The 25,233-nt window shown below is 71.8% G+C and carries 21 protein-coding genes; 19 read left to right on the top strand and 2 right to left on the bottom strand.

What is annotated here, in order from left to right; translation table 11 throughout:
• Positions 1-57 precede the first annotated feature (57 nt).
• Positions 58-990: an ABC transporter ATP-binding protein gene (locus Asi02nite_RS17145; protein WP_203714060.1), complete on the top strand. Its 933-nt coding sequence runs from the start codon at positions 58-60 to the stop codon at positions 988-990.
• 20 nt (positions 991-1,010) lie between these two features.
• Here the strand turns inward: Asi02nite_RS17145 and Asi02nite_RS17140 are convergent, their stop codons facing one another.
• Positions 1,011-1,223 carry a hypothetical protein gene (locus Asi02nite_RS17140; protein WP_203714059.1) on the bottom strand — a complete coding sequence of 71 codons (213 nt, stop codon included), beginning with the start codon at positions 1,221-1,223 and terminating at the stop codon, positions 1,011-1,013.
• A 170-nt stretch (positions 1,224-1,393) separates the two neighbouring features.
• Here Asi02nite_RS17140 and Asi02nite_RS17135 point away from each other — a divergent pair, with 170 nt between their 5' ends.
• The 18 genes from Asi02nite_RS17135 to Asi02nite_RS17050 all read left to right on the top strand — a co-directional run bounded on the left by Asi02nite_RS17135 (position 1,394) and on the right by Asi02nite_RS17050 (position 24,847).
• Complete coding sequence (locus tag Asi02nite_RS17135) at positions 1,394-2,185, top strand: ABC transporter permease (RefSeq protein ID WP_373312273.1); 792 nt, start codon at positions 1,394-1,396, stop codon at positions 2,183-2,185.
• Positions 2,185-2,997, top strand: coding sequence for an ABC transporter permease (locus Asi02nite_RS17130; RefSeq protein ID WP_203714055.1), 813 nt, complete (start codon positions 2,185-2,187; stop codon positions 2,995-2,997). The genes Asi02nite_RS17135 and Asi02nite_RS17130 overlap by 1 nt, the downstream gene beginning before the upstream one ends.
• A gap of 222 nt (positions 2,998-3,219) precedes the next feature.
• On the top strand, positions 3,220-4,398 hold the full coding sequence (locus Asi02nite_RS17125; protein ID WP_373312272.1) for an ROK family protein: 1,179 nt from the start codon (positions 3,220-3,222) through the stop codon (positions 4,396-4,398).
• Between the two features lie 794 nt (positions 4,399-5,192).
• Positions 5,193-6,698, top strand: coding sequence for a sugar ABC transporter ATP-binding protein (locus Asi02nite_RS17120; protein WP_239126776.1), 1,506 nt, complete (start codon positions 5,193-5,195; stop codon positions 6,696-6,698).
• Between the two features lie 34 nt (positions 6,699-6,732).
• Positions 6,733-7,818 carry an ABC transporter permease gene (locus tag Asi02nite_RS17115; RefSeq protein ID WP_203714052.1) on the top strand — a complete coding sequence of 362 codons (1,086 nt, stop codon included), beginning with the start codon at positions 6,733-6,735 and terminating at the stop codon, positions 7,816-7,818.
• Positions 7,819-7,915: 97 nt separating this feature from the next.
• The gene (locus Asi02nite_RS17110; RefSeq protein ID WP_203714050.1) at positions 7,916-8,980 is read left to right on the top strand and encodes a substrate-binding domain-containing protein; all 1,065 of its coding nucleotides are present in this window, start codon (positions 7,916-7,918) and stop codon (positions 8,978-8,980) included.
• Between the two features lie 63 nt (positions 8,981-9,043).
• On the top strand, positions 9,044-10,225 hold the full coding sequence (locus tag Asi02nite_RS17105; RefSeq protein ID WP_203714124.1) for a Gfo/Idh/MocA family protein: 1,182 nt from the start codon (positions 9,044-9,046) through the stop codon (positions 10,223-10,225).
• A gap of 616 nt (positions 10,226-10,841) precedes the next feature.
• Positions 10,842-11,987, top strand: coding sequence for an inositol-3-phosphate synthase (locus Asi02nite_RS17100; RefSeq protein ID WP_203714048.1), 1,146 nt, complete (start codon positions 10,842-10,844; stop codon positions 11,985-11,987).
• Positions 11,988-12,848: an SCO3242 family prenyltransferase gene (locus Asi02nite_RS17095; RefSeq protein ID WP_203714046.1), complete on the top strand. Its 861-nt coding sequence runs from the start codon at positions 11,988-11,990 to the stop codon at positions 12,846-12,848.
• On the top strand, positions 12,845-13,705 hold the full coding sequence (locus tag Asi02nite_RS17090; protein WP_203714044.1) for a sugar phosphate isomerase/epimerase family protein: 861 nt from the start codon (positions 12,845-12,847) through the stop codon (positions 13,703-13,705). Before Asi02nite_RS17095 ends, Asi02nite_RS17090 begins: the two co-directional genes overlap by 4 nt.
• Positions 13,702-14,313, top strand: a complete 612-nt coding sequence (locus Asi02nite_RS17085; protein WP_203714042.1) for an EboA domain-containing protein — start codon at positions 13,702-13,704, stop codon at positions 14,311-14,313. The genes Asi02nite_RS17090 and Asi02nite_RS17085 overlap by 4 nt, the downstream gene beginning before the upstream one ends.
• Entirely contained in the window at positions 14,313-15,167 is an 855-nt protein-coding gene (locus Asi02nite_RS17080; RefSeq protein ID WP_203714040.1) for a TatD family hydrolase, read from the top strand. The genes Asi02nite_RS17085 and Asi02nite_RS17080 overlap by 1 nt, the downstream gene beginning before the upstream one ends.
• Positions 15,167-16,354 (top strand): metabolite traffic protein EboE, encoded by a 1,188-nt coding sequence (eboE, locus tag Asi02nite_RS17075; protein WP_203714038.1) that lies wholly within the window; start codon positions 15,167-15,169, stop codon positions 16,352-16,354. The genes Asi02nite_RS17080 and eboE overlap by 1 nt, the downstream gene beginning before the upstream one ends.
• Positions 16,351-17,757: an alkaline phosphatase family protein gene (locus Asi02nite_RS17070; protein WP_203714037.1), complete on the top strand. Its 1,407-nt coding sequence runs from the start codon at positions 16,351-16,353 to the stop codon at positions 17,755-17,757. Before eboE ends, Asi02nite_RS17070 begins: the two co-directional genes overlap by 4 nt.
• Positions 17,757-18,824, top strand: coding sequence for a polyprenyl synthetase family protein (locus tag Asi02nite_RS17065; RefSeq protein ID WP_203714035.1), 1,068 nt, complete (start codon positions 17,757-17,759; stop codon positions 18,822-18,824). Before Asi02nite_RS17070 ends, Asi02nite_RS17065 begins: the two co-directional genes overlap by 1 nt.
• A gap of 186 nt (positions 18,825-19,010) precedes the next feature.
• Entirely contained in the window at positions 19,011-21,839 is a 2,829-nt protein-coding gene (locus Asi02nite_RS17060; protein ID WP_239126770.1) for a PQQ-dependent sugar dehydrogenase, read from the top strand.
• Between the two features lie 106 nt (positions 21,840-21,945).
• Positions 21,946-24,051, top strand: a complete 2,106-nt coding sequence (locus Asi02nite_RS17055; RefSeq protein ID WP_203714032.1) for a ThuA domain-containing protein — start codon at positions 21,946-21,948, stop codon at positions 24,049-24,051.
• Positions 24,052-24,415: 364 nt separating this feature from the next.
• On the top strand, positions 24,416-24,847 hold the full coding sequence (locus tag Asi02nite_RS17050; protein ID WP_203714030.1) for a hypothetical protein: 432 nt from the start codon (positions 24,416-24,418) through the stop codon (positions 24,845-24,847).
• Here the strand turns inward: Asi02nite_RS17050 and Asi02nite_RS17045 are convergent.
• The gene (locus Asi02nite_RS17045) at positions 24,831-25,202 is read right to left on the bottom strand and encodes a hypothetical protein (protein ID WP_203714028.1); all 372 of its coding nucleotides are present in this window, start codon (positions 25,200-25,202) and stop codon (positions 24,831-24,833) included. The genes Asi02nite_RS17050 and Asi02nite_RS17045 overlap by 17 nt on opposite strands.
• Between the last annotated feature and the right edge of the window lie 31 nt (positions 25,203-25,233).

The raw sequence follows: 25,233 nt of genomic DNA, 5'->3' as shown, positions 1-25,233 counted from the left end.
ATCAGCGGCCGCCGATATCCGCTGTCTTCTGTCGTACCCCCTGGCTATGGTCCGCCTGTGACTGACGGCAGGCCGCTCATCGAGGCGACGGGGCTGGTGAAACGCTTCGGCGGGTTCACCGCCGTCGACGGCATCGACGTGTCCGTGCGGGCCGGCGAGGCCTTCGGCTTCCTCGGTCCCAACGGCGCGGGCAAGAGCTCGACGATGCGCATGATCGGCTGTGTGTCGCCGGTGACGGCGGGCCGGCTGCGGATCCTGGGCATGGATCCGGCCCGCGACGGCCCGGCGATCCGGGCGCGGCTCGGCGTCTGCCCGCAGACCGACAACCTCGACCCGGAGCTGACGGTCGCCGAAAACCTGACGACCTACGCGCGGTTCTTCGGCATCCCGCGCAAGGTGGCCCGGGCCCGCGCCGCCGAGCTGCTGCGGTTCGTCCAGCTCAGCGAGCGGGCGGGCAGCAAGGTCGACCCGCTCTCGGGCGGCATGAAACGCCGGCTGACGATCGCCCGCGCGCTGGTCAACGAGCCCGACGTGGTGCTGCTCGACGAGCCGACCACAGGCCTCGACCCGCAGGCCCGCCACCTCGTCTGGGAGCGGCTGTTCCGGCTCAAGCGGCAGGGCGTGACGCTCGTGCTGACCACGCACTACATGGACGAGGCCGAGCAGCTCTGCGACCGGCTCGTGGTGATGGACGGCGGCCGGATCGTGGCCGAGGGTTCGCCGCGCGAGCTGATCGAGCGCAACTCCACCCGCGAGGTGGTCGAGCTACGCTTCGCGGCCGACTCCCAGGAGGCGTTCGTCGACAAGCTGGCAGGCATCGGCGAGCGGATCGAGCCGCTGCCCGACCGGGTCCTGCTCTACGTCGACGACGGCGACGCGGCCGTGGCCGAGGTGCACGGGCGCGCGCTCGCGCCGGCCAGCGTGCTGGTCCGCCGCAGCACGCTCGAAGACGTCTTCCTGCACCTCACCGGCCGGACCCTGGTCGACTAGCGATGACCGGGCAACGGACGTCACGACGGAGTGCCGCGCTCCCGGCGACGGTGAGCGGCCGCCGAGGCCAGATAGCCGACCCCCAGCAGCACCGTGATCACCGCGAGCACGACCCGCGCGACCCAGAGCGCACCACCGTCGCCGCCGAAGGCCAGGGTGATCACCTGCCCGAGGCCGAGCACCGTCCAGATCCCGCCCAGGGCGAAGGCCATCGTCGGGGTCTCCGCCAGCATCCACCAAGGTTTGCCACGCGCGGCCATGCGGCGGGATCTACCCCACGAGCCGCGTCCGCACACCCGGTGACGGCGGCGCCGGGTTCGCGGTGGCCGGCGCGCCCGCGACCGCCCGCGCCGCGCTGTCGCCGGTCGACCTCGCACCGCGGCCGGACGATCCGGCATCAGGGGTGCCGCGCACGACCCCGAACGGGGGTGTGGGGGTGACCGCCACCGTGGCCGTTTTCGAATACCACCTGGTGGGCTATCGGCGCACCTGGCGCGGGTCGGTGTTCGGGTCGTTCCTGTTGCCACTGCTGACGATGCTGGGCTTCGGGGTCGGGGTGGGCGCCTACGTCGAAGGCGGCGTCGGCGGAGTGTCCTATCTCGACTGGGTCGTCCCCGGCCTGATCGCATCGGCGGCGTTGCAGGTCGGCGTCGGCGAGGCCACCTGGCCGGTGCTCGGCAACTTCGAGTGGCACAAGATCTATTTCGGCCAGGCCGCGGCACCGCTGCGGGTCGCCGACGTGCTCGGCGGCCACCTGGCGTTCGTGGTGTTCCGGGCACTGCTCTCGGCCGCCGCCTTCCTGCTGGTGGCCACGTTGTTCGGGGCGGTCCACTCCGTGTGGGCGCTGGCCACACTGCCCCTGGTCGTGCTGCTCGGCTGCGCGGTGGCGGCGCCGACCTTCGCCTACAGCGCGAGCATCACCTCCGACAGCTACCTCGCGCTGCTGTTCCGCTTCGCGGTGCTGCCGATGTCGCTGTTCGCGGGCGTCTTCTTCCCGGTCGAGGCGATGCCGGTCGGGCTGCGCTGGGTCGCCTACGCGACGCCGCTCTGGCACGGCGTCGACCTGTGCCGGGCCGCCACGCTCGGTGTCGCGCCGCAGTGGTCGGCCCTTGGCCATCTTGCCTACCTGGCGTTGTGGGCGGTCGGTGGTTGGTGGCTGGCGCACGCCCGGTTCCGGAAGCGGTTGGTGTTCTGATGGTCGCGCTGCTGCTGCCCCGGCTCGTCGCGTTCGAGGGCCCCGTCCGCCGCTCGGCCTCCGTAGCCGCACGCAACGCCGCCGCGCTGCGCTCCGCGTACTGGCTGGTGATGATCTCCGGTTTCGTCGAGCCGGTGGTCTACCTGCTCTCCATCGGCGTCGGCGTGGGCGGCCTGGTCGGCGACCTGACGCTGCCCGACGGCACGGTCGTCGGCTACGCGGCGTTCGTCGCGCCGGCGATGCTGGCCTCGGCGGCGATGAGCGGCGCGCTCGCCGAGACCACCTTCAACTTCTTCGGGAAGATGAAATACATGCGGCTGTACGAGGGGATGCTGGCCACCCCCGTGCGGCCCTTCGAGATCGCGCTCGGCGAGCTCGGCTGGGCGATGGTGCGCGGCTCGCTCTACTCCGCGGCGTTCCTGATCGTGATGGCCGCCCTCGACCTGATCTCCGTGGGTCGCGCGCTGCTGGCCTTCCCCGCGGCGGTCCTCGTCGGCTTCGCGTTCGGCGCGCTCGGCATGGCGCTGAGCACGTTCATGCGCAGCTGGCAGGACTTCGATCTGATGGGTTCCATCCAGTTCGCCCTGTTCCTGTTCTCCGGCACGTTCGTGCCCGCGGAGAGCTACCACCCGGCGCTGCGCTGGCTGGTCGAGGTGACGCCGCTCTACCGCGCGGTCGACCTGATCCGGGGCATATCGACCGGCGCCGACGAAGTCCTAGGCGGATTGATCGACGTCGGTTATCTTCTGCTCGTCACCGCCATCGGGCTGGTGGTCGCCGGCCGGCGCATGACGACCCTCCTATGTAAGTAGCGCGTCACCGCACGTCAGGGCGTTTTGACCGGACGAAACCGGCATCTCCGCAGCACTGCCGCGAAGATTCACTAGCCGTGCCAACAGCTTTTGTTCCTTCCAGCAAAAGTTATCGCCAAGAGATCCGAAGCTCTTTACACCTACAGCGGAAGCTCATACTGTGTCGTGCACAACACCCGGACGTTGCGCCGGTGTGAACGGGTCGACCAAAGGATGGGTGCCGTGCGGGCTGTTGAGCCACTGCACCTGCGGCTATTGCGGCTGCTGCGCGACAACGGTGCGGTCTCCCGCGCCGAGCTCGCCGACCGGCTGGAGATGCCGCGGCCGCGGCTGCTCGCCGAGCTCGAGCGGCTGGTCTCCCTGGGTTACGTCGCCGAGGCCGGCCTGGCCGCCTCCCGCGGCGGTCGTCGGTCCACATTGGTCGAGCTGAGCCCCGACCTGCGCTTCGCCGCCGTCGACCTCGGCGCCAGCTCGATCGACGTCGAGATCGTCAACGGGCGCCTCGAGCCGGTCAAGGCCTACGCCGAGCCGGCCGACATCCGCAGCGGCCCGAAGGGCACCCTGCTGCGGGTCAACGAGCTGCTGCACAAGGCCAAGGTGGACGGTGCCTACGAGCGGCTCGACGCCGTCGGCATCGGTGTCCCGGGGCCGGTCAGCTTCCGCGACGGCGTCCCCGTCTCCCCGCCGATCATGCCGGGCTGGGACCGTTTCCCGGTCCGCGAGCTGCTCACCCGCGAGCACGGCTGCCCGGCGGTGGTCGACAACGACGTCAACATCATGGCCATCGGCGAGCGGCACGGCGGTGTCGCCCACTCGGTCGACGACTTCCTGTTCGTGAAGATCGGCACCGGCGTCGGCTGCGGCATCTACCTGGGTGGCGAGGTCTACCGGGGCACCGACGGGTGCGCCGGCGACATCGGCCACATCCAGGTCGACTCGCACGGCCCGATGTGCTCGTGCGGCAACGTGGGCTGCCTGGAGGCGCTGTTCAGCGGCGCCGCGATCGCCAAGGACGCGACCGCCGCGGCCCGCGCCGGCGGTTCGCCCGCCCTGGCCGAGCGCCTCGCCGCCAACGGCCTGGTCACCGCCGTCGACGTCGCCGAGGGCGCGATCGAGGGCGACGTGGTCTGCATCCGCCTGATCCGCGACGGCGGCCGCCGCGTCGGCGGCGTGCTGGCCGGCCTGGTCAGCTTCGCCAACCCGTCGATGATCGTGATCGGCGGCGGCCTGGCCCAGCTCGGCCACATCCTGCTGGCCGAGATCCGCAGCGTCGTCTACCGGCGCTCCCTCCCGCTCGCCACCGGCAACCTGCCCGTGGTCCTCTCCGAACTCGGCAGCCGCGCGGGCGTGACCGGCGCGGCGGTGCTGGCCAGTGACATGGCCTTCATGGAGGCGTCATGACCGAGCGCACCGCCCCTGAAACCGGCACGCCACCCGGCGCTGCCGCCAACGAGAAACCAACCCCCAACGGCGCCGCCACCCCCGATCCCGCCGGCGCCGCTTCTGTAACCCCCGCTTTGCAAACGGACGCCGACGGCACCGCTTCGGCGGCCGTCACCCCGGAAGCGGGTGCGGCGGCCGTCGACGCCGACGGCTCCGCTTCCGCATCGAAGGTTGTTGCCACCGCGAAGGCGGACGGCACCGGGTCGGCTGCCCGCACCGCGGAGACCGGCGCGGCGGCCGCGAGGGCCGACGGCGCGGGTTCCGCAAGCTCCGCGGGCGAGTCGGAGGTTGCCGCCGCGAAGGCGGACGGCACCGGGTCGGCTGCCCGCACCGCGGAGACCGGCGCGGCGGCCGGGAAGGCTGACGGCGCGGGTTCCGCAACCGCTGCCGGCGAGTCCGAGGTTGCCGCCGCGAGGGCGGACGGCACCGCGCCGGCTGCCCACACCCCGGAAACCGACGCGGACGCTGCCAAGGCCGACGGCGCGCCCACATCCGGGGTTGCCGCCGCGACGGCGGGCGACAGCGACGCGGTCCCGGCGAAGGCCGACGGCGTGGGCGAGGGGAGTGCCGCTCGGGTGCCCGAGGCGCGGCACGCCGCTCCCGACGAGGTGGTGGACGCCGCCGACGGTGACGTGGGCACGGACGACGACGGCGACGCCGGCGCGGTCGACGACGACCGGACGGCGGCCGCCGGCCCCGTCGGGCCCGATGCCGACGCGGCCGCCGGTGACGGGGCCGAGCGCCCCGTCGTCCTGCGGCTGACGGACGTCGTCAAGACCTTCCCCGGCGTACGCGCGCTCGACGGCGTCCAGCTGGAGGTGCGCGCCGGTGAGGTGCACTGCCTCCTCGGCCAGAACGGCGCCGGGAAGTCGACGCTGATCAAGGTGCTCTCCGGCGCCCACCAGCCCGATTCCGGCACCGTCGAGTGGCTCGGCGAGGCCGTCCGGTTCGCCAACCCGCAAGCCGCCAACAAGGCCGGCATCGCCACCATCTACCAGGAGCTCGACCTCGTCGACGACCTGTCGATCGGCGAGAACGCGTTCCTCGGCCACGAGCCGCGGGTCGCCGGGTTCGTGCGCCGCGGCACCATCAACAAGCGCACCCGCGACATCCTCGCCCGGCTCGGACACGGCGAGATCGCGCCCAACCGGATGGTGCGGACCCTGCCCGCCGCGGGCAAGCAGGTGGTCAGCATGGCCCGCGCGCTGTCGCACGACGCCAAGCTGATCATCATGGACGAGCCGAGTGCCGTGCTCGCGCACGACGAGGTCGAGAACCTCTTCCGGATCATCCGGGAGTTGACGGCGCAGGGCATCGCGGTCATCTACATCTCGCATCGGCTCGAGGAGATCCGCGAGATCGGCGACCGGGTCACGGTCCTCAAGGACGGCCGGACCACCGCGGCCAACCTCGCGGCCCGCACGACGCCGACCCGCGAGCTGGTCAGCCGGATGACCGGCCGGACCATCGAGTACGTCTTCCCGGACCGCGCAGACAAGCCGCCGGTGGCCGACGAGCTGTTGCGGGTCGAAGGGCTCGGCCGCCCGGGCGAGTTCACCGACGTCTCGTTGACCGTCGGCAAGGGCGAGATCGTCGGCATCGCCGGCCTCGTCGGCTCCGGCCGGTCCGAGCTGCTGGAGACGATCTTCGGCGCGCGCCAGGCGCAGAGCGGCAAGATCTACGTCAACGGCAAGGCGTTGCGGCCGGGTGCGGTCGGCGCCGCCGTACGCGCCGGCATGGGCATGGCCCCCGAGGAGCGCAAGACCCAGGCGCTGCTGCTCGGCGAGCCGATCTACCGCAACATGACGCTCTCGACGTTCAGCCGGATCGCGAAGTTCGGCTTCACCGACGCGGGCAAGGAGCGGGTCGAGGCCGGCAAGGTGGCCGACCGGCTCGAGCTGCGCCCGCGGGACGTGCGCCGGCCGGTGGGCACGCTCTCCGGCGGCAACCAGCAGAAGGTGGTGGTCGGGCGCTGGCTGCTCGGCGACACCCAGCTGCTGCTGCTTGACGAACCCACCCGCGGCGTCGACGTCGGCGCCCGGGCGGAGCTCTACCAGGTGATTCACGCGCTCGCGGCGCAAGGCGTCGGGGTGCTGCTGGTTTCCAGCGAAGTTCCGGAGGTCCTCGGTCTCAGCGACCGGGTGGTGGTGATGCGCGAAGGCCGGGTCGTCCGCCAGGCGCGTGCCGGGGAACTCGACGAAGACACGGTGCTCGACCTCGTCATGGCGGGGTCCTTGATGGAAGGTGCGCCCGCATGACCGACATGATCAGCGGAGCGACAGGAGACCAGACATGACCGGGCTCCCGGCACAGACGGCCCCGGCGGTCAAGGAGGCGCTGGGCGGCGGCCCGGAGCCCGAGGGGCCGCGCGGCAACGGCTGGTGGAAGAGCGACGCCGGCGAGTCGACCCGGCGCAACCTGGCGCTGATCGCCGTGCTGGCCGGCCTGATCCTGATCGGCATCATCACCAAACCTGACCTGTACGGGCAGGAAGGCTGGTGGATCAGCAACGTCTGGGCGATCCTCAAGCTCGGCTCCACCGTCGGTGTGATCGCGGTCGGCATGACCTTCGTGATCATCGGCGGCGGCATCGACCTCTCGGTCGGCGCCATCATCGCCCTGGCGGGTGTCTGGTCCACCACGGTGGCGACACAGGAGATGGGCACCTTCTTCATGATCCTGACGGCGCTCACGGTGGGCGTCGGCGTCGGACTGATCAACGGCTTCCTGATCTCGTACGGACGCCTGGTGCCGTTCATCGCCACGCTGGCGATGCTGGTCGCCGCCCGCGGCCTGGCCGCCTGGATCTCCAACAAGCAGACCCAGCAGACCGACAACCGGACGATCAACGCCATCGCGGCGGAGAGCTTCCTCGGTGTGCCGCTCCTGGTCTGGATCCTCGGCATCGTGGTGCTCCTCGGTTGGGTCCTGCTCAACCGCACCACGTTCGGCCGCCGGACGGTGGCGATCGGCGGCAACGTCGAGGCCGCCCGGCTCGCCGGCATCAACGTCCGACTGCACACCATGATGCTGTACGCCCTGGCGGGGCTCTGCTGCGGCATCGGCGCCATCATGCTCACCTCGATCGGCACCTCGGCCCAGGCGGCCATGGCCACCAACTACGAGCTCGACGCCATCGCCGCGGTGATCATCGGTGGCACGCTGCTCAGCGGCGGCCGGGGCACCATCGTCGGCTCGCTGCTCGGCGTCGTCATCTTCTCCACCATCACCAACCTGTTCACGCTCAACGCCCTGTCGAGCGAGGTCCAGAACATGGTCAAGGGCGGCATCATCGTCGCGGCCGTGCTCATCCAGCAGTTCCGCTTCAACTCGGTGTCCCTGTTCTTCAAACGGAACCGGGTCACCGCACCAAGTTGACAGACGCAGATCGTCCACGGTGGCCGTCCGATCTGGATGGTCGCCAGGAAATGCACATCCTGTTACCCCCGCAAGTTGAGAATCCAGGAGGTCGTCAATGACCCAGCACGACCCGGTCCGCCGGCGGTTCCTGCTCGGCGGTGCCGCGCTCGGCGCCGGTGCACTCCTCGCCGCCTGCACCAGCAACGAGTCCGGTGGCGACAACAACAACGCGCAGACGCAGGGCAACAACAACGCGTCGCCGAACGCCAACTCGGCGCCCGGCAAGAAGGTCACGATCGGCTTCTCGGCGCCCGCCGCCGACCACGGCTGGATCGCGGCGATCACGAGCAACGCCAAGGCGCAGGCCGCGGAGTACTCGGACGTCACGTTCAGCACGGTCGAGGCCGGTGCCGACGCGGCCGCCCAGCGGTCCGCGCTGTCGACGATGATCTCGCAGAAGCCCGACGTCATCGTGCTGCTCCCGCACGACGGCAAGGAGCTCAACGCGTTCGGCCTCGAGGCCATGAAGGCCGGCATCCCGGTCGTCAACCTCGACCGCGCCTTCCCCGACGCGCTCGCCTACCGCCTGCAGATCAAGGGCGACAACTACGGCATGGGCGTCGCGGCGGGCAACTACATCGCCGCGCAGATGAAGGCCAAGGGCGTCAGCGCGCCGATCATCGGCGAGATCGCCGGCATCGACAACCTGGAGCTGACCCAGGAGCGCACCGCCGGCTTCAACGCGGCCCTCGCGGCCAACGGCATGAAGGTCGCCAACCGGCGTGCCGCGCAGTTCACCGTCGACAGCGGCCAGGCCGAGATGAGCCAGCTGCTCCAGGCGCTGCCGAAGATGGACGCGCTCTGGAACCACGACGACGACCAGGGCATCGGTGTCCTGGCCGCGGCCAACCAGGCCAACCGCAAGGAGTTCCTGATGGTCGGCGGTGCCGGCTCGAAGGCCGCCATCGAGGCGATCCAGGCCGACAACTCGGTCCTCAAGTGCACCGTCACGTACAGCCCGTCGATGGCCTCCTCGGCCATCTCGCTCGCCCGGCTCATCGCCCAGGGCAAGGGCATGTCCGACCTGGTCGAGCTCCAGGTGCCGAAGGAGATCATCCTGGCCTCGGAGACGATCACCAAGGAGAACGCGAGCACCTACCTCCCGCTCGGGTTCAGCTAAATAGGGAGACCCACCTTGTCCACTGATTCACGTTCCCCCGAGGACCGCGAGCTGCGGGTCGGCATGGTCGGCTACGCGTTCATGGGCGCCGCGCACTCCACCGCGTGGCGCACGGTGAACGTCGCCTTCGACCTGCCGGCGCGCGCCCGGATGGCCCTGATCTGCGGCCGGGACGAGTCGAAGGTCGCCGGTGCGGCCGCGAAGCTCGGCTGGGACGCGCACACGACCGACTGGCGCGAGGTCGTCGAACGCGACGACATCGACATCGTCGACGTGTGCACGCCCGGCGACAGCCACGCCGAGATCGCGATCGCGGCGCTGGCGGCTGGCAAGCACGTGCTGTGCGAGAAGCCGCTGGCGAACTCGGTCGAGGAGGCCCGCGCGATGGTCGCCGCGGCGGCCAAGGCGCAGGCCGACGGCATCCGGTCGATGTGCGGGTTCAACTACCGCCGCGTGCCGGCGGTCGCGATGATGCGTCAGCTCATCGCGTCCGGCCGGATCGGCGTGATCCGTCACGTCCGCGCGGTCTATCTGCAGGACTGGATCGTCGACCCGCAGTTCCCGCTGGTCTGGCGGCTCCAGAAGGACAAGGCGGGTTCCGGTGCGCTCGGTGACATCGGGGCGCACATCATCGACCTGACCCAGTACGTGACGGGCCAGAAGATCACCGGGGTCAGCGCGTTGACCGAGACGTTCGTCAAGGAGCGCCCGTTGCCGACCGAGTCGAGCGGCCTGGCCGCCTCGTCCGGCAACGGGGGCGACGCTCCGGCCACGGGCCAGGTCACCGTCGACGACGCCGCGCTGTTCCTGGCGCGGCTCGACGGCGGGGCGATCGCCACGTACGAGGCGAGCCGTTTCGCGATCGGCCGCAAGAACGGCCTCCGGGTCGAGATCAACGGCTCGCTCGGCACGCTGGTGTTCGACCTCGAGCGCCTCAACGAGCTGGAGTTCTACGACTCGGCGGCGCCCTCCGCCGAGCAGGGCTTCAACCGGATCCTGATCACCGAGGCCGACCACCCGTACATGGCCGCCTGGTGGCCGCCGGGCCACATCATCGGCTACGAGCACTCGTTCACCCACGAGATGCGGGACTTCATCGAGGCCATCGCCACCGGCACCGACCCGGCGCCCTCGTTCCTCGACGCCCTCCAGGTCCAGCTCGTGCTGGACGCGGTGGCGCGCTCGGCGGACCAGGGCACGGTCTGGACCGAGGTCGAACCGGCCCTCGTCGAAGTAGCCGCCTGACCCCTCGGGCCGACCCGCGAGGGTCCCGCCGCGGTTGCGCCCCGCGGTGGGACGGGTCGCCGGAGGTATCCGGTCGTCCGGTGCGACCGGACCGGGATTCCCGGTCGCACCGGACACCGACCGCACCACCGAGAAGCACCACCGAGAAGCACCACCGAGAAGCACCACCGAAAACGAGCAAGCACCGAGAACCCCGACAACTGCACGAACCTTGGCGAACGAGGCATCTCGCCACGGGTCAGCCACTCCAGCGTCACACCGTTCGCGCCCACGAGCCGGTGCCCTATGGCGCCCGCCCCACTGACCCCGGAGGGCACCATGAGCCGTCCGCCACACCCCCTCCACTCTTCCTCCGGCGCGGTCGCGAGCCCGCCACCTTATTGACCCCCGGCATGAAGCGGGGGAGGCAGGGCCGCGACGCCGACCGGCCCTGTCTGCCAAAGCCCCGTCCGCCCGGGTCCGACCGGGTCCGGATCCGGCGTCGTTGCCGCCGACTCCGACGCCGTTTCCGGGGTGCCATCCCGAGCCGGTCCGGGCGGGCGGGGCCCATGCCGACGCACCACGAGCGTTTCGCACACGGGGGACAAGACCTAGCACAGCGAGCAGGAGGGACACCATGAGCACGGGTGTCTGGCTGGTAGGCGCGCGCGGATCCGTCGCGACCACCAGCATGGTCGGGGCCTTGGCGCTACGCGCCGGGCTCGCCGAGCCGACCGGATGCGTGACGGAGCATCCCGATCTGCGCGGATCAGCGTTGCCACCGATCGCCGACCTGGCGTTCGGCGGTCATGACGTCGTCACCACATGCCTGGCCAAGAAGGCCGAGACCCTCGGCGAGGCGGGTGTCGTCCCGCCCCGGCTGGTCGCCGCCGTCGCCGCGGACCTGGCCGCCGTCGAAGAGAACATCCGCACCGTGCCCGTCGGCGGGACGCAGGCCGAGACGGCGGCCGCGCTGGCCGCCGACATCACCGCGTTCCGCGACCGGTTGGGCCTGGAGCGGGTGGTGGTGGTCAACGTCTCCACGACCGAGTCGCTGCCCGAGCCGCTGCCCGCGCACGGCGACCTCGACCTGCTCCGCGCGGAGCTCGCCGCCGGCAACGCACCGCTGCCGGGCAGCTCGCTCGCCGCGTACGCCGCCTTCACGGCGGGTGCGTCCTACGTGGACTTCACCCCGTCCACCGGCGCGCGGCTGCCGGCCCTCGACGCGCTCGCGCGGGAGACCGGCCTGCCGTACGCCGGGCACGACGGCAAGACCGGCGAGACGCTGGTCAAGTCGGTGCTCGCGCCGATGTTCGCCCACCGCAACCTCGCCGTGCGCAGCTGGTCCGGCCTCAACCTGCTGGGCGGCGGCGACGGCGCCAACCTGGCGGCACCCGGCCCCAACGCCGCCAAGTCGGCGAGCAAGCAGCGGGTCCTCGCGGAGACCCTGGGCTACGAACCCGAGGGCAACACCCGCATCGAGTACGTCGACGACCTCGGCGACTTCAAGACCGCCTGGGACCTCGTCAGCTTCGCCGGCTTCCTGGGTGTCCGCATGCGGATGGAGTTCTCCTGGCACGGCTGCGACTCGGCCCTGGCCGCGCCGCTGATCCTCGACCTCGCGCGGCTCACCACCGCCGCACACCGGGCCGGCCGGCAGGGACCCCTGACCGAGCTGGCCTTCTTCTTCAAGGACCCGATCGGCGACGTGCCGCACGGGCTCACCGAGCAGTGGAACCTGTTGCGCACCTTCGTCGCCGGGCTGGCGGAGCAGGAGCGCTGAATGCCCACCCTCGCGGACTACGCCGAGCTGGTCCGGGCACCGGCCGGGCTCTCGGTGCCCGGTGACGTGGTGGCCGGCGCGGCGGCCGCGGGCGTGCTGCGCGCCCGCACACCCGCCCTCGCCGGCTCCTCGGTGCTGCTCTACTGGGCCGGCATGGCCGCCAACGACTGGGCCGACCGGGAGCTCGACGCCAAGGAGCGCCCGGAACGCCCGATCCCCAGCGGCCGGGTCACGCCCGCCCAGGCGCTCGCCGTCGCGGTCGGGTTGACCGCGGCAGGCGTCGGCCTGGCCGGGCTGACCGGCGGCCGGCGGGCCCTGTCCGTCGCCGTGCCCCTGGCCGCCGCCGTCTGGGCGTACGACGTCAAGGCGAAGAACACCCCGGCCGGCCCGGCGGTGATGGCCGCCTGCCGGGGCCTGGACGTGCTGCTCGGCGCGTCCGGCGGCCGGGTCGCTCGGGCGGTCCCGGCCGCGGCGCTGGTCGCCGCGCACACGTACACGGTCACGGCCCTCTCCCAGAAGGAGGTGTCCGGCGCCGACCACCTGCTGCCGGTCGTCACGCTGGCCGGCACCGCGGCGGTGACCGCCGCCGCGGTGCGCCCTGGGCGGCAGCGGGGCTGGCGGGCACTGGTGCCGGCCGCGCTCGCCGGCTGGTACGCCGCCCGCTACGGCGCCGCACAGCTCCGGGCGGCGGCCGACCCGTCGGCCCCGGTCGTCCGCGCGGCCGTGGGTGCCGGCATCACCTCGCTGCCGGCCCTGCAGGGCGCGCTGGCCGCGGGCGCCGGCGCACCGGCACCGGGCGCGCTCGTCGCCGCGGCCGCGCCGCTGGCCCGGCGGCTGACCCGGAAGGTGGCCGCCACATGAGGTTCGGCTACGGCACCAACGGCTTCGCCAACCACCGCCTGGACGACGCCCTCGCGGTGATCGCCGACCTGGGCTACGAGGGTGTCGCGCTGACCCTCGACACCGACCACCTCGACCCGTTCGCGCCGGGCCTGCCGGCCCGGGTGGCCGCGGTCGGCAACCGGCTCGCGGAGCTCGGGCTCGGGGTCGTCATCGAGACGGGTGCCCGCTACCTGCTCGACCCCTGGCACAAGCACGCGCCGACCCTGCTGCACGACGACCCGGCGCCGCGCCTCGACTTCCTCCGCAGGGCCGTCGCGGTCGGCGCCGACCTGGGCGCCGAGGCGGTCTCGTTCTGGAGCGGCATCCGCCCGCCGTCGGTCGACCCGGACACCGCCTGGCAGCGCCTGGTCGACGGCTGCGCGGCGACGCTGGCGGCGGCCGAGGAACGGGACGTCACGCTCGGCTTCGAGCCCGAGCCCGGCATGTTCGTCGAGGACATCGGCGACTGGCGCCGGCTGCACGCCGCGCTCGGCGCGCCGCCCCGCTTCGGCATCACCCTCGACATCGGACACTGCCGCTGCCTCGAGCCCGACCCGGTGCCCGACTGCGTCACCGCGGTCGCCGACCACCTGGTCAACGTGCAGATCGACGACATGCGCCGGGGCACCCACGAACACCTGGAGTTCGGCACCGGCGAGATCGACTTCCCGCCCGTGCTGCGCGCCCTCGACGAGGCGGGCTACACCGGCCTGGTCGCGGTCGAGCTGCCCCGGCACTCGCACGCGGCCCCGGACGTCGCCGCCCGCTCCATCGACTTCCTCCGCAGAGCCTTCGAAACCCGGACCGCCGCCAGTACGGGAGGAGCGTTCCGATGAAACCCGACGAACTCCGTGCCCCACTGCCACCCGCCGCGGTCGACTGGGTCGACGAGGCCGTCCGCCAGGTCGAGGCCGACCCTGGTGCCGTCGCCCGGCTGTTCCCGCGCGCCGCCCGCGCCTGCGGCCGGGCACCGCTGGCCGGCCTGCCCGGCTGGACCGCCGACGAGGCGGCCCGCGCGCTGCTGCTGGCCGCGCTACCCGGTGACCGGGTCGCGGCCGAGGCGGAACGGCTGTACCGCTACGGCGACGCCAACGAGAAGCGCGCCGTGCTGCGGGCGTTGCCGCTGCTGCCGATCGGCGACGCGGCCGTGCCCCTGCTGCACGACGCGATCCGCACCAACGACACCCGCCTGGTCGGCGCCGCCCTCGGCCCGTACGCGGCCCACCTGGACGCCGCCACCTGGCGGCAGGCGGTGCTCAAGTGCGTGTTCATGGGCCTCCCGCTGTCCATCGTGGACCAGCTCGACGCCCGCGCCGACGAGGAGCTGCGGGTGATGCTCGCCGGGCTGGCGGAGGAACGGGCCGCCGCCGGGCGGCCGATGGCACCCGACGCCACCGGACTGCTCAACCGGCTGTCCGGCACGGCGTTGCGGAAGGAGGCGTGATGCGCATCTTCGACCCCCACATCCACATGACCTCGCGGACGACCGACGACTACGAGCGGATGGCCGCAGCCGGGGTGCGGGCGCTCGTCGAGCCCGCGTTCTGGCTCGGCCAGCCGCGCACCTCGGTGGGCTCGTTCACCGACTACTTCGACGCGCTGGTCGGCTGGGAGCCGTTCCGGGCCAGCCAGTTCGGCATCCGCCACCACGCCACCATCGCGCTGAACCCCAAGGAGGCCAACGACCCGCGCTGCGCGGACGTCCTCGAGGTGCTGCCGCGCTATCTCGAGAAGGACCGGGTCGTGGCGGTCGGCGAGATCGGGTACGACTCGATGACGGCCGAGGAGGAGACCGCGTTCGCCGCGCAGCTCCAGCTCGCGATCGCGCACGAGCTGCCGGCCCTCGTCCACACGCCGCACCGCGACAAGGCGCGCGGCACCGAACGCAGCATCAAGGTGGTCGCCGAGTCCGGGATCGAGCCCGGTCGGGTCGCCATCGACCATCTCAACGAGGTGACCGTAAGAACCGTCAAGGAGTCCGGCTGCTGGGCCGGCTTCTCGATCTACCCGGACACCAAGATGTCGCCGCCGCGGATGGTCGAGATCCTCAAGGAGTTCGGCACCGACCGGGTGCTGGTCAACTCGGCCGCCGACTGGGGCCGCTCCGACCCGCTGCTGACCCGCGAGACGGCCGACCTGATGCTCGCCCAGGGTTTCACCGAGGACGACGTGGACCTGGTGTTCTGGCGCAACCCGGTCGAGTTCTACGGCCAGTCCGGGAAGCTGGAGCTCGAGGACGACCAGGCCGAGCGGGGCCCGCTGTTCGAGGGCAACTCGATCCTGCGCGGGGGCAGCTGATGCGCCTGCGCCACCGGGACGGCCAGACCGTCCATCTCAGCTACTGCACCAACGTGCACCCGGCGGAGGACTTCGCCGGGATCGTCGGCCAGCTCGACACGTACGCCGTGAAGGTGCGCGAGCGGCTCGGCGCCGACCTGCTCGGCCTCGGGCTCTGGCTGCCCGCCCCGGTCGCCGCGGAGCTGGCGAACTACGGCCGGCTGCGCCGCCAGCTCCGGGCCGAGCTGGACGCGCGTGGCCTGGAGGTGGTGACGCTCAACGGCTTCCCGTACCAGTCGTTCCACGCGCCCGTCGTCAAGCAGGCCGTCTACCACCCTGACTGGACCACGCCGGCGCGCCTCGACTACACCCTCGACCTCGCCCGGATCCTGCTCGACCTGATGCCGGACGACGCCAGCCGGGGCTCCATCTCCACGCTGCCGTTCGCCTGGCGCGAGCCCTGGGACCAGACCCAGGCGAACGCGGCCGAGGGGATCCTCGGGCGGCTGAGCACCGGCCTCGCCCGGATGGCGTGGGAGACCGGCCGGGCCGTACGCGTGGCCTTCGAACCCGAACCCGGCTGCGTCGTCGAGTCGACCGCGCAGGCGGTGCGGCACCTCGCGAACATCGACACCGACCGGATCGGCGTCTGCCTCGACCTGGCCCACCTGGCCTGCGCCTGGGAAGACCCGGCCGAGGCGGTCGGGCGGCTGCGCGCGGCCGGCATCCCGGTGGTCAAGGTGCAGGTCTCCGCCGCGCTGGAGGCCATCGACCCGGTCGCCGCCCGCGACACCCTGACCGAGTACGTCGAGCCCCGGTTCCTGCACCAGACCCGGTCCGCCGCGACCGCCGGCGCCACCGACCCCGCCGACCCGACGAGCGCGGCCGACGACCTCGACGAGGCGCTCGACCGCGACCTGTCCGGCGCCTGGCGGGTGCACTACCACGTGCCCCTGCACGCCGACCCCGTGCCGCCGCTGACCTCGACCGTGCCGGTGCTCGATGCCGCCCTCGGCGAGCTGGTCGGCGGCCCCACCGCGCTCTGCGACCACCTGGACGTCGAGACGTACACCTGGGGCGTGCTGCCCCCGGCCCGCCGCCCCGACGGCGACGCGGCACTGGCCGACGGCATCGCCGCCGAGCTCGCCTTCGCCCGGGACACCCTGGTCGGCCTGGGCCTGTCCGAGACCGCAGGAGCACGCTCATGAGCCCCACACCACTGGTCGTCATCAACGTCGTCGGCCTGACGCCGCGGCTGCTGGAGCGCATGCCACGGCTGCGCGGGGTCGCCGAGCGCGGCTTCCAGGCCGAGCTGGGCACCGTGCTGCCCGCGGTCACCTGCTCGGCGCAGGCCACGTTCCTGACCGGCGAAACGCCGTCCGGGCACGGGATCGTCGGCAACGGCTGGTACTTCCGCGACCTCGGCGAGGTCTTCCTCTGGCGGCAGCACCACGCCCTGATGGGCGGCGAGAAGGTCTGGCAGGCCGCCCGCAGGGCCCATCCCGGCTACACGGTGGCCAACGTCTGCTGGTGGTACGCGATGGGCGCGGACGTGGACTGGACCGTCACGCCCCGCCCGATCTACTACGCCGACGGCCGCAAGGAGCCGGACTGCTACACCGACCCGCCGGAGCTGCACGACGAGCTGACCGGCGCGCTCGGCGAGTTCCCGCTGTTCACCTACTGGGGCCCGAACGCCGGCATCGCCTCGTCCCGGTGGATCCGCCGCGCGGCCGAGCAGCTGCTGGCCACGCACCTGCCCGACCTGACGCTGGTCTACCTGCCGCACCTCGACTACGACCTCCAGCGGTACGGCCCGGGTGCGTCCCAGGCCGCGACGGCCGCCTCGGCGCTCGACGCGGAGATCGGCCCGCTGCTCGACGCGGCGCAGCGGCGCGGCGCGACCGTCGTGGTGCTCTCGGAGTACGGCATCACCGACGTGTCCCGCCCCGTCGACGTCAACCGCCTGCTCCGCTCCGAGGGCCTGCTGCGGGTCTACACCCAGGACGGCATGGAATACCTGGACCCGTGGACCTCACGCGCGTTCGCGGTCGCCGACCACCAGATCGCCCACGTGTACGTGAAGGACAAGGCCGACGTCCCGGCGGTACGCAAGCTCTGCGAGGCGCTGCCGGGCGTGGCCGAGGTGCTCGACGGTGACGGCAAGGCGGCCGCCGGCCTCGACCACGAGCGGGCCGGCGAGCTGGTGCTGGTCGCCGAGCCGGACGCCTGGTTCACCTACTACTACTGGCTCGACGACGCGAAGGCGCCCGACTTCGCGCGGCTCGTGGAGATCCACCGCAAGCCCGGGTACGACCCGGCGGAGCTCTTCTTCGACCCCGAGAACCCGGGGAAGGCCAAGGGCCGCGCCGCGGTCGCGCTGGCCCGCAAGAAGCTCGGCATGCGCTACCTGATGAGCGTGGTCGGGCTCGACGCGGGCGCCCGCGCGGTGAAGGGCTCGCACGGCCGGCTCCCGGCGGATCCCGCCGACGGGCCGGTGCTGCTCTGTTCCGACCCCACCGTGGCCGAGGAGCGGTTCGCCGCCACCGAGGTCAAGGATCTGTTGCTGCGCCTCGCCGGAGTACTGCCGGCTGGTCCCAAGGAGGGATGATGACGGTCGACGTCCGCCCCGTGGACGCCGCGGAGCTGCGCGCGCGTTTCGACGCCGAGCTGGCCGCGTTCCTGGAACGCCAGGACCCGGACTGGCCCGACGGTGCGCCGCGCGGCGTCTTCACGACGCTGCACCGCTTCGTGCTGGCCGGCGGGAAGCGGCTCCGGCCGCTGTTCTGCTACTGGGGTTGGCGTTCGGCCGGGGGTGTCGACGGCACCCCGATCATCGCGGCGTCGGCGGCGCTGGAGCTGTTCCACGCGTTCGCCCTGATCCACGACGACATCATGGACGGCAGCGACCGCCGGCGCGGCGAGCCGTCGGTGCACCGGCTCTTCGCCGACCTGCACACCCGCTCGTCGTGGCGCGGCGACCCCGCCTCCTACGGGCGCAACACCGCGCTGCTCTGCGGCGATCTCTGCGCGGCCTGGGCCGACCAGATGTTCCACGAGTGCGGGCTGGGCGCCGAGCAGGTGCACCAGGGGTACGGCGTGTTCGCGATCATGCGTACCGAGGTGATCGCCGGCCAGTACCTCGACCTGGTGTCGGGCGTCGGCGACGGCTCGGTGGCCAGCGCCCTGACCGTCATCCGGATGAAGGCCGCCCGCTACACCGTGACCCGGCCGCTGCAGATCGGCGCGGCGCTGGCCGGTGCCGGCGACGAGGCCCTGGCCGCGCTGGCGGCGTTCGGCGACCCCCTGGGCGACGCGTTCCAGCTCCGGGACGACGTGCTGGGCGTGTTCGGCGACCCCGCCGTGACCGGCAAGTCGATCCTCGACGACCTGCGTGAGGGCAAGCCGACCGTGATGATGGCGCTGGCCCGGGGCAGCGCCGACCGGGACCAGCAGCGCCGCCTCAAGGAGCTGTTCGGCAACCCCGACCTCGACCCCGAGGGCGCGGCCGAGTTGCGGCAGATCATCATCGACACCGGCGCCCTGGACCGGATCGAGCAGATGATCAAGGTGCGGACCGACGCGGCGCTCGGCGCGCTGGCGGACGCCCCGGTCTCCGCGGAGGCCCTCCCGGTGCTCACCGCCCTGGCTTCCGAGGCCGTCAACCGGCAGCTCTAGACCAACTTTTCGCCGGCTCGGCAAAAGTGATGCCATCTGCGACAGAAGCTATAGACACATGTCCCTGAACTAATTTACTGTGTCGTCCACCGCGGTTTACAGATTTGGAATCCGCTACGGCACCAGGCGCGACGGCGCGCGCCCTGCCTGGCAAGAAAAGTCAGGAAGGGACTGTCCATGTCTGCAATGGACACTCGTCGAAAGCTGCGCCGCCGAGCCGCCGGCTCCGCGTTGCTGCTCGTCGCGGCCGCGCTGAGCGGCATCGTCTCCACCGCACCGGCCGCCTCGGCCCACCCCATCAACGCCACCGACTTCCAGCAGGTCACCCTGGCCAAGGGCGTCGCCGAGGTCGGCGAGCCGATGTCGCTGGCGGTGCTGCCGGACCGCTCGGTCCTGCACACCGCCCGCGGCGGCCAGCTCCGCCGCACCGACGCCAACGGCACGACCACCCTGATCGGCACCATCCCCGTCTACACGCACGACGAGGAGGGGCTGCAGGGCGTCGGCGTCGACCCGGGCTTCGCCACCAACCGGTTCATCTACCTCTACTTCGCACCGCCGCTGTCGACCCCGGCCGGCGACGCGCCCGCCACGGGCACGAGCTGGACGGCCTGGCAGGGCGTCAACCGGCTCGCCCGGTTCACCCTCAACGCCGACTTCACGCTCAACACCGGCAGCCAGGTCACCGTCCTCGACGTGCCGGCCGACCGGGGCATCTGCTGCCACGTCGGCGGCGACATCGACTTCGACGCCGCCGGCAACCTCTACCTGTCGACCGGCGACGACAGCAACCCGTTCGACTCGGCCGGCTACGCGCCGATCGACGAGCGGACCAACCGCAACCCGGCGTACGACGCGCAGCGCAGCGCGGGCAACACCAACGACCTGCGCGGCAAGATCCTGCGGATCAAGGTGAACGCCAACGGTTCCTACTCGATCCCGTCGGGCAACCTGTTCGCGCCGGGGACCGCGCAGACCCGGCCGGAGATCTACGCGATGGGCTTCCGGAACCCCTTCCGGATCAGCGTCGACAAGGCGACCGGCGTCGTCTACGTCGGTGACTACGGCCCGGACGCCGGCTCCACCGCCGCCAACCGCGGCCCGTCCGGCCAGGTCGAGTTCAACCGGGTCACCTCGGCCGGCAACTACGGCTGGCCGTACTGCACCGGCTCCAACACCAGCACCGAGACCTACAACGAGTGGAACTTCGCGACCAACGCCACCGGCCCCAAGTACAACTGCACCGGCGGGGCGACCAACAACTCGTTCCGCAACACGGGCCAGGGCACGCTGCCGCCGGCCCGCGCCGCCTGGATCAAGTACGGCGGCGACAGCGGCACCCCGGCCGAGTTCGGTGGCGGCTCCGAGTCGCCGATGGGCGGCCCGGTCTACCGCTACAACGCCTCCAGCACCTCGACGACCAAGTTCCCGCAGAGCTTCGACGGCCAGTTCTTCGCCACCGAGTTCGGGCGGGGCTGGATCAAGCCGATCCACGTCAACGCCGACGGCACCCGCGGCACGATCGACACCTTCCCCTGGGTCGGCAAGCAGGTGATGGACTCGGCGTTCGGGCCCGACGGGGCCTACTACGTGCTCGACTACGGCACCGGCTACTTCAACGGCGACGCGAACTCGGCGCTCTACCGGTTCGACTACGTCGCCGGCGGCAACCGGGCGCCGACCGCCGTCGCCAGCGCCCAACCCACCTCCGGGCAGGCCCCGCTCACCGTCGCGTTCTCGTCGGCCGGCTCCACGGACCCCGACGGCGGTGCGCTGACCTACTCGTGGGCGTTCGGCGACGGCACCACGTCGACGGCGGCCAACCCGTCGAAGACGTACACCTCGAACGGCACCTTCACCGCGACGCTGACCGTGCGGGACCCGCAGGGCGCGACCGGCACGGCCAGCGTGCAGATCGGCGTCGGCAACACGGCGCCGACCGTCAACATCACGGTGCCCGGCAACGGGCAGCTGTTCAGCTTCGGCGACACGATCCCGTTCACGATCTCCGCGAGCGACCCCGAGGACGGCACGATCAACTGCGCCCGCGCGAAGCTGACGTACGTCCTCGGGCATGACCAGCACGGGCACCAGATCACGTCCGTCACCGGGTGCTCCGGGTCGATCACCGTCCCGACCGACGGGGAGCACGACGCGGCGGCGAACATCTTCGCGATCTTCGACGCCGAATACACCGACAACGGCGGGCTGACCACGCACAAGCAGTTCACCCTGCAGCCCAAGCACCGGCAGGCCGAGCACTACAAGAACGCGTCCGGCGTCTCGCTGATCACCAAGACCGCCGCCGAGGGCGGCCGGACGGTCGGCGACGTGCACAACGGCGACTGGATCTCGTTCGATCCCTACAAGATCAATAACGCCACCTCGGTGACCGCCCGGGTCTCCTCCGGCGGCGCCGGCGGCACCCTCCAGGTGCGGGCGGGCTCGGCGACCGGCACGGTCCTCGGCTCGGTCGCGGTGCCCAACACGGGCTCCTGGGAGACGTTCACCAACGTCACCGCCAACCTGACGGGCCTGCCCGCCGGCACCACCACGCTGTTCCTGACCTTCGCCGGCGGCACCGGGGCGCTGTTCGACCTGGACGCCTTCACGTTCAACACCAGCGGCGGCGGCACGGGCGGGGGTCCGATCGTGGGCCTGGCCAGCAAGTGTCTCGACGTGCGCAACGGCGCCACCGCCGACGGCACCCAGATCCAGCTCTACACCTGCAACGGCACCGCCTCGCAGAGCTGGACCCGCACCGGTTCGACGCTGCGGGCGCTGGGCAAGTGCCTGGACGTCAGCGGCGCCGGCACCGCCGACGGCACGAAGATCCAGCTCTACACCTGCAACGGTACGGGCGCCCAGAACTGGGCCCCGGGTGCCAACTCGTCTTTGGTCAACGCCAGTTCGGGTAAGTGCCTGGACGTGAGTGGCAACAACTCGGCCGACAGCACGGTGGTCCACCTGTGGACCTGCAACGGCGCCGCGAACCAGCGGTGGACATTGTCCTAGCCCGTAAGGGCTCGGGTTCTCCATGCCGACTGTCAGTCCAGGCATCGGGAATCAGCCCAGCGGGGGCGTCCGCCCAGGCGCCCCCGCACCGTCCCTGGGAGAGCAGATGCGCAGACTCATCAGGACCGCCATCGGCGCGATCACCGCCGCCCTGGCCGTCATCGCCTGTACGGCACAGGCCGGCCCGGCGAGTGCCGCCGACGCCGCGTACGACGTCCTGGTCTTCTCGAAGACCGCCGGTTTCCGGCACGACTCCATCCCGGCCGGCATCCAGGCCATCCGCGAGCTCGGCACGGCCAACAACTTCACCGTCACCGCCACCGAGGACGCCAACACGTTCACCGCTTCCGGCCTCGCGCCGTACGAGGTCGTGGTCTTCCTCTCGACGACCGGCGACGTGCTCAACGCGACGCAGCAGACGGCGTTCGAGAACTTCATCCGCTCCGGTCGCGGCTACGTCGGCGTGCACGCGGCGGCCGACACCGAGTACGACTGGGCCTGGTACGGCAACCTGGTCGGTGCCTACTTCAACTCGCACCCGGCGATCCAGCAGGCCAACGTCAAGGTCGAGAACCGGGGCACCGCGGCGACCGCCCACCTGCCGCAGACCTGGACCCGCACCGACGAGTGGTACAACTACCGGACCAACCCCCGGTCGACCGCGCGGGTGCTGGCCACGCTCGACGAGTCCTCCTACTCCGGCGGTGGGATGGGCGCCGACCACCCGATCATCTGGTGCAAGGCGTACGACGGCGGCCGGTCGTTCTACACAGGACTCGGGCACACGCAGGCCTCGTACACGGAAGCGAACTTCCGCTCGATGCTGCTCGGTGGCATCCGCTACGCGGGCGCCCGGACCGACGCCGACTGCCGGCCCGAGACGGGCTACACGGCCATCTACAACGGCTCGACGACCGGTTGGTCGCAGGCCGGCCCGGGCTCGTTCACGAACAGCGACGCCACGCTCAAGTCGACCGGCGGCATGGGGCTCTACTGGTACTCCGCGAAGCAGTACACGTCCTACTCGCTGAAGCTCGACTGGAAGATGGACGGTGACGACAACTCCGGCATCTTCATCGGCTTCCCGCCGTCGACCGACCCGTGGTCGGCGGTCAACAACGGCTACGAGATCCAGATCGACGCGACGGACGCGGCCGACCGTACGACGGGATCGGTCTACACGTTCAAGTCGGCGGACATCGCGGCCCGCGACGCGGCGCTGAACCCGCCGGGGGAGTGGAACACCTACGAGCTGCTGGTCGAGGGCGAGCGGCTGCAGATCTTCCTGAACGGCGTGAAGATCAACGACTTCACCAACACCGTGCCGGCGCGGTCGCTGGCGGGCCACATCGGCCTCCAGAACCACGGCACGGGTGACGACGTCTCGTTCCGGAACGTGCGGATCAAGGAGCTGGGCACGCCGCCGGTCGGTGACGTCACGGTCCAGGCCGAGTCCTTCTCGTCGGCGTCCGGCGTGCAGGCGTTCACCAAGGCCGGGGCCAACAACGGCCAGACGCTGGGCTACATCGAGCCGGGCGACTGGGCGGCCTACAACGGCGTGAACGTCGGCGGCGCGACCTCGTTCCGGGCGCGCGTGGTGTCCGGCGGGGCGGGCGGCACGATCCAGGTGCGCAACGGCTCGACGACCGGCCCGGTGCTGGGCTCGGTCGCGGTGCCGAACACGGGCTCGTGGGACACGTACGCGAATGTCTCCGGTTCGTTGTCGGGTGTGCCCTCGGGCACGGCCAACGTGTACCTGACGTTCACGGGTTCGGGGACCGGACTGTTCGACGTGGACGACTTCACCTTCGTGAAGACCTCCACGCCGCCCACCGGCACGGGCCCGGTCGTCGGCCTGGCCAACAAGTGCCTGGACGTCCGCAACGGCGGCACGGCCGACGGCACGCAGATCCAGCTCTACACCTGCAACGGCAGCGCGTCGCAGACCTGGACCCGCAACGGCGCGACGCTGCGGGCGCTGGGCAAGTGCCTGGACGTCAGCGGCAGCGGCACGGCCAACGGCACGAAGATCCAGCTCTGGACCTGCAACGGCACCGGGGCCCAGAACTGGTCGGCCGGGGCGAACTCGTCGCTGGTCAACGCGACCTCGGCGAAGTGCCTGGACGTGAGCGGCAACAACTCCGCGGACAGCACGATCGTCCACCTCTGGGCCTGCAACGGCGCGGCGAACCAGCGCTGGACGCTGCCGTAGTCGGTCCTCCGGACCGCGGGGGCCGGCACGGGACGCCCACAACCCGTGCCGGTCCTCGCCCCCGGCATTCCTGTTCCGGGGGCGACCCCCGGAGACCCCACGTTTCACGCCTGACCTCGTTGTCGGACGACCATCCTCAGGACTGACAAGAGGGACGCCCGGGAGGCGGCGGACTGGCTGGTCGACCGGTTCTCGCGGCTGGTGCCCGGACTGCCGGTGACCGCGAGCGTCGACGAGGGTGGCGGGCAGTACCTGGTCGCCCTGGCCGCCGGCCGCCGCTGAACCGCGCGCGCCGGCTCCCGGAAAAGTGCCAACACCGACCCGCCCGGGCCGGATCGGGTCCGGGCTGCCGGATCGTGGCACGATGAATCGATCTCTGTGGATCACTTCCACTCTCGCTGTCATCGTCGGGGCTCTGCTCGTGCCGTCCGCGGCCGGCGCCACCGACGCCGGGCGGGGCCGCTGTGCGGCCGACCGGCCCGGCACCGACTTCTACGCGGCCGGCCGGGTTGCCTCGGTTCCGGTCGCCGTTCACGGCTGCGGCAGCATCTCCGTCTCCCACGTCCGGGACGTCCGCGCACCGAACGATCGCTGCCAGACGTTCCTGCTGATGCTCCAGGCCCCGGGCGGCGGCGAACCGGTCTACACGACGCCGGTCCGGGCGTGTGCGACCCCGCCGCACCGGCGGACGGTGCTGGCCACCGGCCTGCCCGACGGCACCGTCTTCCGGGTGCTCTACGAGGTCGATTACATCGATCCCGAACCGCAGCGCGTCGCCTTCACCGTCTGGAGTTGACGAGCCCGCCGCCAAGGCGGCGACCCGGCTGCGCATCCTGCGCGCGGCGCCGGCCCTGGCCGAGGAGAAGCTGACCATCGAGATCACCCTCGACGAGGTCGCGGCCAGGGCCGGCACCACCGTGCAGACAGTCCTGCGCCACTCCGGCAGCCGCGACGGCATGTTGGACGCCGCCGTCGAGGTCGCGTCCGCCGAGGTCGTCGACGAGCGGCGGGCGCCCGTCGGTGATCCGGCCGCGGCGGTGCGGGTGGTGGTCGCGCACTACGAGCGGCGCGGCGACCTCGTGCTGCGGATGCTCAGCCAGGAGCACGACCCGCGGATCGCGGCCGTCGTCGGGCCCGGCAAGCTGCTCCACCGCGCCTGGGTCGAGGAGATCTTCGGGCCTC

It is taken from the genome of Asanoa siamensis (genome assembly GCF_016862555.1).
GTDB classification, from domain to species: domain Bacteria; phylum Actinomycetota; class Actinomycetes; order Mycobacteriales; family Micromonosporaceae; genus Asanoa; species Asanoa siamensis.
The sequence above is the reverse complement of the archived record's forward strand: the minus strand, read 5'-3'. Positions and strand labels throughout refer to the sequence as shown.

Bases quoted from the DNA above. Each gene is read 5' to 3' on its own strand.
- Asi02nite_RS17140 (WP_203714059.1), bottom strand. From the start codon at position 1,223: ATGCTGGCGGAGACCCCGACGATGGCCTTCGCCCTGGGCGGGATCTGG.
- Asi02nite_RS17130 (WP_203714055.1), top strand. From the start codon at position 2,185: ATGGTCGCGCTGCTGCTGCCCCGGCTCGTCGCGTTCGAGGGCCCCGTC.
- Asi02nite_RS17115 (WP_203714052.1), top strand. From the start codon at position 6,733: ATGACCGGGCTCCCGGCACAGACGGCCCCGGCGGTCAAGGAGGCGCTG.
- Asi02nite_RS17110 (WP_203714050.1), top strand. From the start codon at position 7,916: ATGACCCAGCACGACCCGGTCCGCCGGCGGTTCCTGCTCGGCGGTGCC.
- Asi02nite_RS17105 (WP_203714124.1), top strand. From the start codon at position 9,044: ATGGTCGGCTACGCGTTCATGGGCGCCGCGCACTCCACCGCGTGGCGC.
- Asi02nite_RS17100 (WP_203714048.1), top strand. From the start codon at position 10,842: ATGAGCACGGGTGTCTGGCTGGTAGGCGCGCGCGGATCCGTCGCGACC.
- Asi02nite_RS17095 (WP_203714046.1), top strand. From the start codon at position 11,988: ATGCCCACCCTCGCGGACTACGCCGAGCTGGTCCGGGCACCGGCCGGG.
- Asi02nite_RS17090 (WP_203714044.1), top strand. From the start codon at position 12,845: ATGAGGTTCGGCTACGGCACCAACGGCTTCGCCAACCACCGCCTGGAC.
- Asi02nite_RS17085 (WP_203714042.1), top strand. From the start codon at position 13,702: ATGAAACCCGACGAACTCCGTGCCCCACTGCCACCCGCCGCGGTCGAC.
- Asi02nite_RS17080 (WP_203714040.1), top strand. From the start codon at position 14,313: ATGCGCATCTTCGACCCCCACATCCACATGACCTCGCGGACGACCGAC.
- eboE (WP_203714038.1), top strand. From the start codon at position 15,167: ATGCGCCTGCGCCACCGGGACGGCCAGACCGTCCATCTCAGCTACTGC.
- Asi02nite_RS17070 (WP_203714037.1), top strand. From the start codon at position 16,351: ATGAGCCCCACACCACTGGTCGTCATCAACGTCGTCGGCCTGACGCCG.
- Asi02nite_RS17065 (WP_203714035.1), top strand. From the start codon at position 17,757: ATGACGGTCGACGTCCGCCCCGTGGACGCCGCGGAGCTGCGCGCGCGT.
- Asi02nite_RS17060 (WP_239126770.1), top strand. From the start codon at position 19,011: ATGGACACTCGTCGAAAGCTGCGCCGCCGAGCCGCCGGCTCCGCGTTG.
- Asi02nite_RS17055 (WP_203714032.1), top strand. From the start codon at position 21,946: ATGCGCAGACTCATCAGGACCGCCATCGGCGCGATCACCGCCGCCCTG.
- Asi02nite_RS17050 (WP_203714030.1), top strand. From the start codon at position 24,416: ATGAATCGATCTCTGTGGATCACTTCCACTCTCGCTGTCATCGTCGGG.